Genomic DNA, 12173 nt, shown 5'->3' with positions numbered 1-12173 from the left:
TCGTCGTACGGGTGGGTCAGCCCTGGATGTCGCTCATCGCCAGCTTGGTGATGACGACCTCCTTCTTGGGGTGGCCGCCGCCGGCCTGCTGGGCGAAGGCCTTGTCGTCGCCGGCCGCCGCGACCTGCTTGACCAGGTCCATGCCGCCGGTGACGGTGCCCAGCACGGTGTAGTTCGGGTCGAGCTGCGAGTCGCCGTAGACGATGAAGAACTGGCTGCCGGTGCTGCCCGGCTGGCCCGAGTTGGCCATCGCGATGACGCCGTCCGGGTACGCGGGGCGCTTGTCGGTCGGCAGGTTCTCCTCGGCCAGGTTGTACGCCGGGCCGCCGGTGCCGTCGGTCTCCCGCCAGCCCTTGCCGGTCGCGCTCGGGTCGCCGCACTGGAGCACCTTGATGCCCTCGGTGACCAGCCGGTGGCACTTGCTGTTGTCGAAGAAGCCCTTGCTGGCCAGGTGGGTGAAGCTGCCCGCGGTGCAGGGCACCGCCGCGCGGTCGATCTTGGCGGTGATCGGGCCCAGGTTGGTGTCGATCGTCATCGTCTGGGTGCCGGTGTTCTTCTGCTGGGCCGGCGGCAGTCCGACGTCCTTGATCTGCGCGGTCCGACCCTCCTTCGGCGCCTCGGTGTACGCGCACTGCGTGAAGCCCGGGGCGCCCGCGGTGTCCTGCTTCGGGTCGTCGTCACCGCCGAGGGTCGTCGCCAGCCAGACGCTGCCGGCGACCACGAGCAGCAGGACCGCAGCGGCCCCGACGATCGCCTGCGTCTGCCGGCGCTTGCGGGCCCTGGCCGCGCGCTCGGCCATCTCCCGCTCGAGCCGGGCCCGCGCCGCCGCGCGCTGCCGCTCTCTCGTGGACGTCACGGTCACTCCTCCTGGACTATGTGGCGCGGTCGCCGCCGCGTACGGGTGGTGTGGTCCGGCTCAGCCGGCGCTGGGGCTGGCCGACGGGGCGCCGGAAGCCGGGCTCGTCGGGGCCGGGGCCGCCGCCGTGCTCGGCTCGCCGACGGTGAGCTTCTGGAGCAGCACGTCGGTCTTCGGCTTGACCTTGGCCCCGGTCCCATTGTCCACGGTCGGCAGGGCGCCGATCTTCTCGATCACGTCGAGTCCGCCGGTGACCCGGCCGATGACCGGGTAGGTCGGCTTGGCCGGGTTGAAGTCCTTGAAGAAGACGAGGAACTGGCTGCCGTTGTTGCCCGGCGGGTTCCCGATCATGGCGATCGTGCCCTTCGGGTACGCCGGCGGCTCGCCGGGGGCCGGGCTGGCCGAGGGGCTCGCCTCGGGCACGGTGGGGACGTTCTCGTCGTAGAACGAGTACGTCGGGCCGCCCAGGCCGGTGCCGCTGGGGTCGCCGCAGCGCAGCGCCCCCTCGCTGGTGATCTCGTGGCACGTGGTGTTGTCGTAGAACGACCGGGTCGCCAGGTGGGCGATGCTCGCCCCGGCGCACGGCGCGCCGGCGAGGTCGAGCTCGGCCGTGATCGGGCCGCCCTGGTTGGTGTTGATCGTCATCGGCCGGCTGCCCGAGGTGGGCAGGCCGCTGGTGGCCGGGGTGCCGACGTCCTTGAGGTTGGTGTTCGCGGCGGCGTCCTGCGGCGTCCAGAGGCAGACGTCCTGGGCGGCCTGCTGCTTCGGGTCGCGGTCGAAGGCGCCCAGCGCCCAGGCGGAGCCGACCACGATCAGCGCCAGCACGACCGCGACGCCCACGCCGGCCTGGATCTGCCGGCGCCGCCGGGTCGCGGCGGCCCGCCGGGCCAGCTGCCGGTCGAGCTTCTCCCGTGCCAGCTTGCGCTGCCGGTCCCTGCTGGAAGCCACTCGTGCTCCCCTTCCTCTGCCCTGGTCGTCACCGGCGGTCGGGCCGCTCGCGTCCCCGTGAAGCAGGTGCGCCACGCCACACGCCCGCCAGAGTGTACGGGTAGCCGCTGGGAATGTGGTGTACGAGGTCGGGGCTGGGTTTATCGGAGTGCGTCACTGTGCCGGACGGGGTGTGCGGGACGGGTGGGTCACGGATATCCGTTCGCCGCGGCGGCTAGGCTGCGGAGGGAACGACGTACCGACGGAAGGGGAGCGGACGTGCTCGTGGCCGGCTTTCCCGCGGACGCCTTCGGCACCAACTGCTACGTGGTGGCGACCGCTCCGGGGGAGCAGTGCGTGGTGGTCGACCCCGGCATCGGGGTGCTCGACCGGCTCGACGCCGTGCTCGCCGAACACCGCCTGCACCCGGCCGCGGTGCTGCTCACCCACGGCCACCTCGACCACACCTTCTCGGTGGCGCCGGTCTGCGGCGCGCGCGGCATCCCCGCGTACGTCCACCCGGACGACCGGGAGCTGCTCGCTGACCCGGCCAAGGGGCTCTCCGCGGACCTCGCCCAGCTCTTCGGCGGCCGGCTGCCGTACACCGAGCCGGACGACGTGGCCGAGCTGACCGACGGCGCGACGCTGGCGCTGGCCGGGTTGGAGATCACCGTCGACCACGCCCCCGGCCATACCGGCGGGTCGGTGCTGTTCCGGCTGCCCGGCGCCGGCTCGCCCTGGGAGGCCGAGCAGATCTGCCTCTCCGGTGACGTGCTCTTCGCCGGCTCGATCGGCCGCACCGACCTGCCGGGCGGCAGCATGCCCCGGATGCTGACCAGCCTGCGGGAGAAGGTCCTTCCGCTGGCGGACGACACGGTCGTCCTGCCCGGCCACGGCCCCGCGACCACCATCGGCCGCGAGCGCGCGACCAACCCGTACCTCGCCGAGGTGGCGGGGGACGGTGCCGCGCGCCCGGCCGCGCCCGCCCGCGGCCTGTAGCCGCGCCCACGACCTCCCCGCGCCGCTGCGCGCGGGACGCAAGGAGTACGCCATGAGCAAGCCCACGCCCATCTCCGGCTTCCCGGAGTGGACGCCCGGCCAGCGGATGATCGAGCAGTTCGTGCTCGACCGGATCCGCGCCACCTTCGAGCTGTACGGCTTCGCGCCGCTGGAGACCCGCTCGGTCGAGCCGCTGGACCAGCTGTTGCGCAAGGGGGAGACCTCGAAGGAGGTCTACGTGCTGCGCCGGTTGCAGGCCGACACCGAAGGCCCGGCCGGCGACGACGCGCTCGGCCTGCACTTCGACCTGACCGTGCCGTTCGCCCGGTACGTGCTGGAGAACGCCGGCAAGCTGCAGTTCCCGTTCCGCCGCTACCAGATCCAGAAGGTGTGGCGGGGTGAGCGCCCGCAGGAGGGGCGCTACCGCGAGTTCCTCCAGGCCGACATCGACATCGTCGACCGGGACACCCTGCCCGCGCACTACGAGGCGGAGATGCCGCTGGTCATCGGCGACGCGCTGCGCTCGCTGCCGATCCCGCCGGTGCGCATCCAGGTCAACAACCGCAAGATCTGCGAGGGCTTCTACCGGGGTGTCGGGCTGACCGACCCGGAGGCGGCGCTGCGCGCGGTCGACAAGCTCGACAAGATCGGGCCGGCCCGGGTCGCCGAGCTGCTGGCCGAGACGGCCGGGGCGAGCGAGGCGCAGGCCAAGGCGTGCCTGGCGCTGGCCGAGATCTCCGCGCCGGACGCCTCGTTCGCCGACGCGGTGCGCGCCCTCGGGGTGAGCGACCCGCTGCTCGACGAGGGGATCGAGGAGCTGGTCGCGGTGGTGGAGACCGCCGCCGCGCACTCGCCGGGGCTCTGCGTGGCCGACCTGCGCATCGCCCGCGGCCTCGACTACTACACCGGCACCGTCTACGAGACGCAGATGATCGGCTACGAGCGGTTCGGTTCGATCTGCTCCGGCGGTCGCTACGACAACCTGGCCAGCTCCGGGGCCGTCCGGTTCCCCGGGGTGGGCATCTCGATCGGGGTGACCCGGCTGCTCGGGCTGCTCTTCGGCGCCGACGTGCTCTCGGTCTCCCGGGCCGTGCCGACCTGCGTCCTGGTCGCGGTCACCAGCGAGGACGCGCGGCCGGCCAGCAACCGGGTCGCCGAGGCGCTGCGCTCCCGCGGGGTGCCGACCGAGGTGTCGCCGAGCGCGGCGAAGTTCGGCAAGCAGATCCGGTACGCCGAGCGGCGCGGCATCCCGTACGTCTGGTTCCCGGGCGCGGAGGGGGCGGCGGACGAGGTGAAGGACATCCGGTCCGGCGAGCAGATCGCCGCCGCGGCGGGGGAGTGGACGCCGCCCCGGGAGGACCTCAAACCGCTGGTCAGCTGAGGTACTACTCGCGCGTAGGCTCGCGGGGCCCTACGGTAGCGTAAGTTACGCCACCGTAGGGAGATCCGCATGAGCACCGCCCCGCTGAGTCAGACCGCCCTGCTCCTCGAACTCGAAGCCGTGGTGGAGAAGAACCTCGACCGCCACCTGTCGATCGCCAAGGAGTGGTTCCCGCACGAGTACGTCCCGTGGAGCGAGGGACGCACGTTCGACGGGCCGCTCGGCGGCGAGCCATGGTCGGAGTCGGACTCGACGATTCCCGACGTGGCCCGCACCGCGCTGATCGTCAACCTGCTGACCGAGGACAACCTGCCCTCGTACCACCACGAGATCGCCAGCCTCTTCGGCCGGGACGGGGCCTGGGGCACCTGGGTGCACCGGTGGACCGCCGAGGAGGGTCGGCACGGCACCGCCATCCGGGACTACCTGACGGTGACCCGGGCGGTGGACCCGGTCGCCCTGGAACGGGCCCGGATGACGCACATGTCGGCCGGCTACGAGAACGTGCACGGCGACGAGGTGCTGCACTCGCTGGCGTACGTGTCGTTCCAGGAGCTGGCCACCCGCATCTCGCACCGCAACACCGGCCGGGTCACCGGCGACCCGGCCTGCGAGGCGTTGCTGGCCCGGGTGGCCGCCGACGAGAACCTGCACATGGTCTTCTACCGCAACCTGCTCGGCGCGGCCTTCGAGCTGGCCCCCAGCCAGGCGATGCGCGCGGTCGCCGACGTGGTGGCCGACTTCCAGATGCCCGGCGTCGGCATCGAGGGCTTCGCCCGCAAGTCGGTGGCGATCGCCCTGGCCGGGATCTACGACCTGCGCCAGCACCGCGACGACGTGGTGCAGCCGGTGCTGCGGCAGTGGGACGTCTTCAACGTCACCGGCCTGGACGCCGACGGCGAGGCCGCCCGCGACCAGATCGCCGGCCACCTCGACGACCTGGAGCGGGCCGCGTCCCGCTTCGAGGAGAAGCGCGCCGCCCGCGAGGCCCGCCTCGCCACCCGCGCCTGACGCCCCCGAATCCCCACCCCACCCCGTCGCGGGGATGGCCGCTCTTTCAGAGAAAGAGTGGCCATTCCGCGCGCCATAGCCACGCTTTCTCGGAAAGAGCACGCCCGGCGCGGGGCGGGGGCGTGGGGAGGGGTGGGTCAGGCGGGGGTGTCCAGGGGGAAGAGCAGGCAGCTCGACGTGGCGTGGGCGATGAGGCGGCCCTGGGCGTCGGTCAGGCGGGCCTCGGCCAGGGCGGTGCGCCGGCCCCGTTGCAGGACGGTGCCCTCGCACCGCAGCATGCCGCTGGCGACGGTCACCGGGCGCAGGAACTTCACGTTCAGGTCCAGCGAGGTGTAGCCGACGCCGGCGGGCAGCGTGGTGTGCACGGCGCACGCGGCGGCGGTGTCCAGCAGGGTGGAGATGACCCCGCCGTGCACGGTGCCGAGCGGGTTGTAGTGGAACTCCTGCGGGACCAGCTCGACCGCGACCCGACCCTCGTCGGCCTCCATCCGGGCCATGTCGATCAGGTGCATGATCGGCGGCGCGGCGAGCTCGCCGGCGATCATCGCGCGGAGCAGCTCCAGGCCGCTGCGGCGGCCCACGTGCGCGGCGCCGGCCACCGGGTCGGACCAGGAGAAGGTACGGCTGCGCGCCGGGTCCTGCGTCTGAGTCATGGACTCAGCCTGGCAGCGCGTTGCTGAGTCTGTCAATCAGACCTAGCCTGGTGGACATGAGACCCGCGGCACTGGACTGGTCGGTGGAGAACTGCACCATCGCCCGGGCGATGGCTGTCCTTGGCGAACGGTGGACCCTGGTGGTGCTCCGCGAGGTCTTCAACGGCGTCCGCCGCTTCGACGACATGCGGGTCCGTACCGGCATCCCCCGGCAGGTGCTGACCACCCGGCTGGCCACCCTGGTCGAGCAGGGTGTGCTGCGTCGCGAGCCGTACCGGGAGCCGGGCAGCCGGCTGCGCCACGAGTACCGGCTGACCGAGAAGGGCCTCGACCTGTGGCCGGTGCTGGTGGCGGTGCTCGGCTGGGGGGACCGTTACCTGGCCGACCCGGAGGGCCCTCCGCTCGGCGTCGGGCACCGCGACTGCGGGGCGGAGGTCCGGGTCGAGCTGCACTGCGCCGAGGGGCACGAGGTGGTCGACCCGCGCGATGTGCTGCCCCGGCCGGGTCCGGGCGCCCGCCGCCGCGTCGACTGACCCGCCGCCGGGTAGCGTGCCGTCGGGCCCGCGTCGGGCGCGTCTCGGCGCGCGGACGGCCGGGCCGCCCGCGCGCCGGGACACCGGTGCTACCAGCCGAAGCCGTTGGCGTACGAGACGCTGGCAAGCACCGCCTGGCCGCTGGTGTTGGGGTGGAAGTAGTCCCAGGTGGAGACCTGGCTCAGCGCGAACGGGTAGTTGAACACCGCGTTGTCGTCGAAGTCGCAGTTCGGGCCGTACGCGGCGCAGGCCTGGGCGAGCTGGGTGTTGAAGTCGACCACCCGCTGCCGGACCCGGGTCCGGCGGTCGACGTCGGCCTGTGCGGTGGAGGTCGGGTTGGCCAGCATCGACTGGCAGATGCCGAAGGCCGACCAGGCGGTCCGGGCGCTGCCGCTGCCCTTGCCGACCGACCAGAGCCGCTGGATGTCCGGGATGCTGATCACCAGGACCCTGGCGTTGGGCAGCCCCGCCTTGAGCCGGGCGAGCGCGCTGTCGATGTTCGCCCGGTAGGTGGCCACCGGAGTCATCGTCGACTCCGAGCTGGTGCAGGCGTCGTTGGCGCCGATCAGCATCGTGACGTACCCGACGCCCTGGCTGACCGCGGTGCCGGCCTGGCCGTACATGTCGGCGGACTTGGCGCCGCTGCGGGCGTCGTTGAGGTTGCGGCCCTGGATGTTCGGGTTGACCGCGCGGATACGCAGGTAGTGACTGTTCACCGTGGAGTTGTCGCCGGTGCTGAACGACCGTGAGGTGCAGTCGACGTACCAGCCGCAGGCGTTGAAGCCGCGGGTGATGGAGTCGCCGAGGCTGGCCATCGCGCTGGGCGGCGGGCCGGGATCGGCGACGGCGGGGGTCGCGGCGAGCAGGACGAGGGCGGTGGCGCCGGCGAGAGCCGCCAGCGCGCGTCGGGCGAGGGTCATGATGGCCTCCGGATCACGGGTGCCGGCGTGCTGCGGTGGCCAGATCGTATAGACGACTTTCTGTGTCCACAATGTTGCTTCAGGGTTACATGGGGCGGCGGGGTGAATTCGGGCAAAGCCATGTCTTGCTTACGATCTTAAATATGTGAATACTTCAGTCACTCGGCCGGTTTCCCCAGGTCGGCCGGGTTGTCCCCGGGCGCGTCGACGTGACGCGACCCGTCACCCTCTTCCGGAGGTTGTTACATGCGACCCACGAGGTCATCGCTCCGCCACATCGCCGCCGTCGCCATGGCCGGCACCCTGGTCACCGGCGCGCTGCTCGGCGCCCCCGCCCAGGCGGCACCCGCCTCGCCCGCCTCCCCCGACGCCGCGGCCGGTCTGGCCGACCGCCTCGGCGACCGCGCCGCCGGCACGTACGCCGACGCCAGCGGCACCATGGTCGTCGCCGTCACCGACGCCGCCGCCGCCCGTCAGGTCCGCGCCGCCGGCGCCACCCCCAAGCTCGTCACCCGGGGCGCCGCCACCCTGAAGGCCGCCACCGCCGAACTGGAGCGGTCCGCGAAGATCCCCGGCACCGCCTGGTGGACCGACCCCGCCACCAACCAGGTCGTGGTCTCGGTTGACAGCACCGTCACCGGCGCCAAGCTGGACAAGGTCAAGGCCGCCGCCGCCCGCACCGGTGGCGCGGTCCGGATCGAGGCCGAGGCCGGCGTGCTGAGCACGCGGATCTCCGGCGGCCAGGCGATCTACGCCGGCGGCGGCGGACGCTGCTCGCTCGGCTTCAACGTGCGCAACAGCTCGGGCGTGAAGTACTTCATCACCGCCGGGCACTGCACCAACATCTCGTCGAGCTGGTACAGCAACTCCGCGCAGACCAGCCTGCTGGGCAGCCGGTCCGGCACCAGCTTCCCGGGCAACGACTACGGCATCGTGCGCTACAGCAACCAGACCACCACCCAGCCGGGCAACGTCTACCTCTACAACGGCAGCTACCAGGACATCACCGCCGCCGGCAACGCGTTCGTCGGCCAGAGCGTCCGGCGCAGCGGCAGCACCACCGGCCTGCGCAGCGGCTCGGTGACCGCCCTCAACGCCACGGTCAACTACGCCGAGGGCAGCGTCTCCGGCCTGATCCGTACCAACGTCTGCGCCGAGCCGGGCGACAGCGGCGGCTCGCTCTTCGCCGGCAGCACCGCGCTGGGCCTCACCTCCGGCGGCAGCGGCAACTGCTCCTCCGGCGGCACCACCTTCTTCCAGCCGGTCCCCGAGGTGCTGAGCCGCTACGGCGTCAGCGTCTACTGATCGACCCCTCGTGAGCGGGCCGCCGGGCGACCGGCGGCCCGCTTCGCGTACCGGCCGCCGGGCTCAGCGCGGTGCGGGTGCGCCACCTGCCGTCCGCCGGGTGAGCGCCAGCACCACCAGCAGCGGGCAGAGCGCCTCCGCGCCGGCGGCCACCCGCTCGGCCAGCCCGATCCGGGCGCCGCCGGTGGTCAGCTCCACCACGAACCAGCCGACCAGGGCCAGCAGCAGCGCCGCGGCGGCCGTACCCCGGCGGGCGGTCAGGGCGGTGGCGCCGACGGGCGCCCGGCGCGGGTGCGCGGCGAGGGCCGGCCAGAGCGCGAGCGCGCCGAACGCCACCGCGGCGCTGAGGCCGTGCGGGGTGGACGATCCCTGCTGCGCCGGCAGCGGAAAGGCCGCCACGGCGAGGGTGGCGAGCCCGCCGAGGGCGAGCAGCAGCCGGCCGGCCGGCCGCAGCGGGCGCAGCCCGGCCGCGGTCAGGCAGTGGCACAACCCCAGCCCCAGCAGGCCGACCGTCATGATCCAGCGATCCGTGGCGTCCCGGGCCGCCAGCGCGCTGATGGTGCCGGCGACCTGGTCGAAGCCGCCGGGCTGGCGCGTCGCCGCCAGGGTCCAGCCGCCGACCAGCAGGACCGGGGCGGCGGCGGAGGAGAGCAGGGCCCAACCGGGTACGACGCGCACCCGGCACACCGTACGCGGGCGGCACCGCGACCGCCGGTGCCGCCGGTGGTGGCAACCGCGCCCGGTGGCATCGGCGGACTGGGCCGCCTGACAGAATGCGGAGGGCAGAGGTGTACCGCAGATGAGGAGACGCAAGTCGTGATCCGTACCCATGACGCCGGCAGCCTGCGCGCGACGGACGCCGGCACCACGGTGACGCTCGCCGGGTGGGTGGCCCGCCGGCGCGACCACGGCGGTGTCATCTTCGTCGACCTGCGCGACAGCTCCGGCGTGGTCCAGGTGGTGTTCCGCGAGGAGGTCGCGCACGCGCTGCGCAACGAGTTCTGCGTCCGGGTCACCGGCGAGGTGACCCGCCGGCCCGAGGGCAACGAGAACCCGGAGCTGCCCACCGGCGAGATCGAGGTGACCGCCGCGGAGCTGGAGGTGCTCTCCGAGGCGGCCCCGCTGCCGCTGCCCGTCGACGACCAGGTCGAGGCCGGCGACGACATCCGGCTCAAGTACCGCTACCTGGACCTGCGGCGCAGCGGCCCGGCGAACGCGATGCGGCTGCGTTCGCGCGCCAACCAGCTCGCCCGGGGTGTGCTGCACGAGCGGGACTTCCTGGAGATCGAGACCCCCACGCTGACCCGGTCCACCCCCGAGGGTGCCCGCGACTTCCTGGTGCCGGTCCGGCTCCAGCCCGGCAGCTGGTACGCGCTGCCGCAGTCGCCGCAGCTGTTCAAGCAGCTGCTGATGGTCGGCGGCATGGAGCGGTACTACCAGATCGCCCGCTGCTACCGCGACGAGGACTTCCGCGCCGACCGGCAGCCGGAGTTCACCCAGCTCGACATCGAGATGTCCTTCGTCACCGAGGACGACGTGATCGACCTCGGCGAGGCGATCGTGTCGGCGCTCTGGAAGGACCTGGCCGGGCACGAGATCTCCCGGCCGATCCCCCGGATCACCTGGCACGACGCGATGGCCCGGTACGGCTCCGACAAGCCGGACCTGCGCTACGGCGTCGAGCTGACCGAGCTGACCGACTACCTGCGCGGCACCGAGTTCCGGGTCTTCGCCGGTGCCATCGACGCCGGCGGGTACGTCGGCGCGGTGGTCATGCCGGGCGGCGCCGCGCAGAGCCGCAAGGAGCTGGACGGCTGGCAGGACTGGGCCAAGGCGCGCGGCGCGCGGGGCCTGGCGTACGTGGTGCTCGACGCCGAGACCGGCGAGGCGCGCGGCCCGGTGGCGAAGAACCTCTCCGCCGAGCACCTGGGCGGCCTCGCCGACGCGGTCGGCGCCAAGCCGGGCGACGCGGTCTTCTTCGCCGCCAGCGCCAACACCCGCGAGGCGCAGGAGCTGCTCGGCGCGGCCCGGATCGAGATCGCCAAGCGGGCCGGCCTGATCGACGAGAGCGCCTGGGCGTTCTGCTGGGTGGTCGACGCGCCGATGTTCGAGAAGACGGACGAGGGTGGCTGGACGGCCGTGCACCACCCGTTCACCTCGCCGAACGCCGACTGGGTGGACCGATTCGAGGAGGCGCCGGACCGGGCGCTGGCCTACGCGTACGACATCGTCTGCAACGGCAACGAGATCGGTGGCGGCTCGATCCGTATCCACCGGGGCGACGTGCAGAAGCGGGTCTTCGACCTGCTCGGCATCACCCCGGAGGAGGCGCAGGACAAGTTCGGCTTTCTGCTGGAGGCGTTCAAGTACGGCGCCCCGCCGCACGGCGGCATCGCGTTCGGCTGGGACCGGGTCTGCATGCTGCTCGCCGGCGCGGACTCCATCCGCGAGGTCATCGCCTTCCCGAAGACCCGGGGCGGCTTCGACCCGCTGACCGGCGCGCCGACGCCGATCACCGCCCAGCAGCGCACCGAGGCCGGCATCGACGCCAAGCCCAAGGCGCCGACGGGCGTGCACGCCGGCACCGCCGGCCCGGCCGCCCCGGTGGCCGACCCGGTCTGACCCGACCCCCGTCACCGAGAGGTCTGCGCCATGATGGCGTGGACCTCTCGGTCGTTTCGCCGCCGCCGCTAGCGGGCGACGGTCGGCGGGGCCGGGGAGACGGGGGGACGCGATGACGCTGCTCGTGGTGGGAGCCGGTGGCTTCCTGGGCGGGGAGATCTGCCGGCGCGCGGTCGCGGCGGGCCGGCCGGTGGTGGGGACCTGGCACGGCAACCCGGTCGCGCTGCCCGGCCTGGCGACCCGACAGCTCGACGTGACCGACCGGGAGGCGGTGCGCCGGCTGGTCGCGGCGGTCCGGCCGACCGCCGTGGTCGGCACCCCCTACCGGTACGACGACTGGGCGGTCACCGCCGACGGCGCGGCGCACATCGCGTACGCGGCGGCCGAGGCGGGGGCGCGGCTGGTGCACCTGTCCAGCGACGCGCTGCACACCGGGCGCCCGACGCCCTATCTGGACGACGAGCCGCCCACCCCGATCTACCCGTACGGAGCGGCGAAGGCGGCGGCGGAGACCGCCGTGCGGGCGATCGACCCGAGCGCCGTGCTGGTGCGGACCTCGCTGATCGTGGGGGAGGGGAGCAAGCAGATCCAGCTCTGCCGGGACGCGCTCGCCGGCCGGGCCACCCTCTTCACCGACGAACTGCGCTGCCCGGTCGACGTCACCGACCTGGCCGACGCCGTCCTCGAACTGGTCGACGGCGACTACGCCGGCCCGCTCAACGTCGCCGGTCCGGAGGCGGTCAGCCGGGCCGGGCTCGGGCTGCTGGTGGCCCGCCGGTACGGGCTGGACCCGGCCGGGATGAAGACCACCACGGGCGCGGCCGCCGGGGTGGTCCGCCCCACCGACGTACGGCTGGACTCCTCGCGCGCCGCCGCGCTGCTGCGGACCCGGCTGCGCGGCGTCACCGAACTCCTCGCGGCCTGACCCCGACCCGCTCCCGCCACGCTCACGCACACTTTCTCTGC

The 12173-nt window shown here is 73.3% G+C and carries 12 protein-coding genes; 7 read left to right on the top strand and 5 right to left on the bottom strand.

The window, feature by feature from the left end; genetic code table 11:
* Positions 1 to 16: 16 nt before the first annotated feature.
* Both M2302_RS07180 and M2302_RS07175 read right to left on the bottom strand, forming a co-directional pair.
* Positions 17 to 856 (bottom strand): peptidylprolyl isomerase, encoded by an 840-nt coding sequence (locus tag M2302_RS07180; RefSeq protein WP_280837139.1) that lies wholly within the window; start codon positions 854 to 856, stop codon positions 17 to 19.
* 60 nt (positions 857 to 916) lie between these two features.
* On the bottom strand, positions 917 to 1804 hold the full coding sequence (locus M2302_RS07175; RefSeq protein ID WP_280837138.1) for a peptidylprolyl isomerase: 888 nt from the start codon (positions 1802 to 1804) through the stop codon (positions 917 to 919).
* A 258-nt stretch (positions 1805 to 2062) separates the two neighbouring features.
* Here M2302_RS07175 and M2302_RS07170 point away from each other — a divergent pair, with 258 nt between their 5' ends.
* From M2302_RS07170 to M2302_RS07160, 3 genes are all read left to right on the top strand, one after another.
* Complete coding sequence (locus tag M2302_RS07170) at positions 2063 to 2782, top strand: MBL fold metallo-hydrolase (protein WP_280837137.1); 720 nt, start codon at positions 2063 to 2065, stop codon at positions 2780 to 2782.
* Positions 2783 to 2834: 52 nt separating this feature from the next.
* Positions 2835 to 4163 carry a histidine--tRNA ligase gene (gene hisS / locus M2302_RS07165; protein ID WP_280837136.1) on the top strand — a complete coding sequence of 443 codons (1329 nt, stop codon included), beginning with the start codon at positions 2835 to 2837 and terminating at the stop codon, positions 4161 to 4163.
* Between the two features lie 69 nt (positions 4164 to 4232).
* Entirely contained in the window at positions 4233 to 5174 is a 942-nt protein-coding gene (locus tag M2302_RS07160; RefSeq protein ID WP_088962766.1) for an acyl-ACP desaturase, read from the top strand.
* A 137-nt stretch (positions 5175 to 5311) separates the two neighbouring features.
* Here M2302_RS07160 and M2302_RS07155 read toward each other — a convergent pair whose 3' ends face one another.
* Complete coding sequence (locus tag M2302_RS07155) at positions 5312 to 5827, bottom strand: PaaI family thioesterase (protein ID WP_088962765.1); 516 nt, start codon at positions 5825 to 5827, stop codon at positions 5312 to 5314.
* Positions 5828 to 5883: 56 nt separating this feature from the next.
* On the opposite strand from M2302_RS07155, the gene M2302_RS07150 reads away from it, so the two are divergent.
* The gene (locus M2302_RS07150; RefSeq protein WP_280837135.1) at positions 5884 to 6360 is read left to right on the top strand and encodes a helix-turn-helix domain-containing protein; all 477 of its coding nucleotides are present in this window, start codon (positions 5884 to 5886) and stop codon (positions 6358 to 6360) included.
* Positions 6361 to 6449: 89 nt separating this feature from the next.
* Here M2302_RS07150 and M2302_RS07145 read toward each other — a convergent pair whose 3' ends face one another.
* Positions 6450 to 7280, bottom strand: a complete 831-nt coding sequence (locus M2302_RS07145; protein ID WP_280837134.1) for an SGNH/GDSL hydrolase family protein — start codon at positions 7278 to 7280, stop codon at positions 6450 to 6452.
* Positions 7281 to 7526: 246 nt separating this feature from the next.
* On the opposite strand from M2302_RS07145, the gene M2302_RS07140 reads away from it, so the two are divergent.
* Positions 7527 to 8585 carry a S1 family peptidase gene (locus tag M2302_RS07140; RefSeq protein ID WP_280837133.1) on the top strand — a complete coding sequence of 353 codons (1059 nt, stop codon included), beginning with the start codon at positions 7527 to 7529 and terminating at the stop codon, positions 8583 to 8585.
* Positions 8586 to 8648: 63 nt separating this feature from the next.
* Here the strand turns inward: M2302_RS07140 and M2302_RS07135 are convergent, their stop codons facing one another.
* Positions 8649 to 9263: a DUF998 domain-containing protein gene (locus tag M2302_RS07135; protein WP_280837132.1), complete on the bottom strand. Its 615-nt coding sequence runs from the start codon at positions 9261 to 9263 to the stop codon at positions 8649 to 8651.
* Between the two features lie 138 nt (positions 9264 to 9401).
* Here M2302_RS07135 and aspS point away from each other — a divergent pair, with 138 nt between their 5' ends.
* Complete coding sequence (gene aspS / locus M2302_RS07130; RefSeq protein WP_280837131.1) at positions 9402 to 11207, top strand: aspartate--tRNA ligase; 1806 nt, start codon at positions 9402 to 9404, stop codon at positions 11205 to 11207.
* Between the two features lie 112 nt (positions 11208 to 11319).
* Entirely contained in the window at positions 11320 to 12132 is an 813-nt protein-coding gene (locus M2302_RS07125; protein ID WP_280837130.1) for a sugar nucleotide-binding protein, read from the top strand.
* Positions 12133 to 12173 lie beyond the last annotated feature (41 nt).

Source organism: Micromonospora sp. A200, assembly GCF_029893845.1.
Classification (GTDB): Bacteria; Actinomycetota; Actinomycetes; order Mycobacteriales; family Micromonosporaceae; genus Micromonospora; species Micromonospora purpureochromogenes.
This window is presented reverse-complemented; position numbering and strand designations above follow the sequence as displayed.

Coding starts and splice junctions, on each gene's coding strand:
- hisS (WP_280837136.1), top strand. CDS start 2,835: ATGAGCAAGCCCACGCCCATCTCCGGCTTCCCGGAGTGGACGCCCGGC.
- M2302_RS07160 (WP_088962766.1), top strand. CDS start 4,233: ATGAGCACCGCCCCGCTGAGTCAGACCGCCCTGCTCCTCGAACTCGAA.
- M2302_RS07155 (WP_088962765.1), bottom strand. CDS start 5,827: ATGACTCAGACGCAGGACCCGGCGCGCAGCCGTACCTTCTCCTGGTCC.
- M2302_RS07150 (WP_280837135.1), top strand. CDS start 5,884: ATGAGACCCGCGGCACTGGACTGGTCGGTGGAGAACTGCACCATCGCC.
- M2302_RS07145 (WP_280837134.1), bottom strand. CDS start 7,280: ATGACCCTCGCCCGACGCGCGCTGGCGGCTCTCGCCGGCGCCACCGCC.
- M2302_RS07140 (WP_280837133.1), top strand. CDS start 7,527: ATGCGACCCACGAGGTCATCGCTCCGCCACATCGCCGCCGTCGCCATG.
- M2302_RS07125 (WP_280837130.1), top strand. CDS start 11,320: ATGACGCTGCTCGTGGTGGGAGCCGGTGGCTTCCTGGGCGGGGAGATC.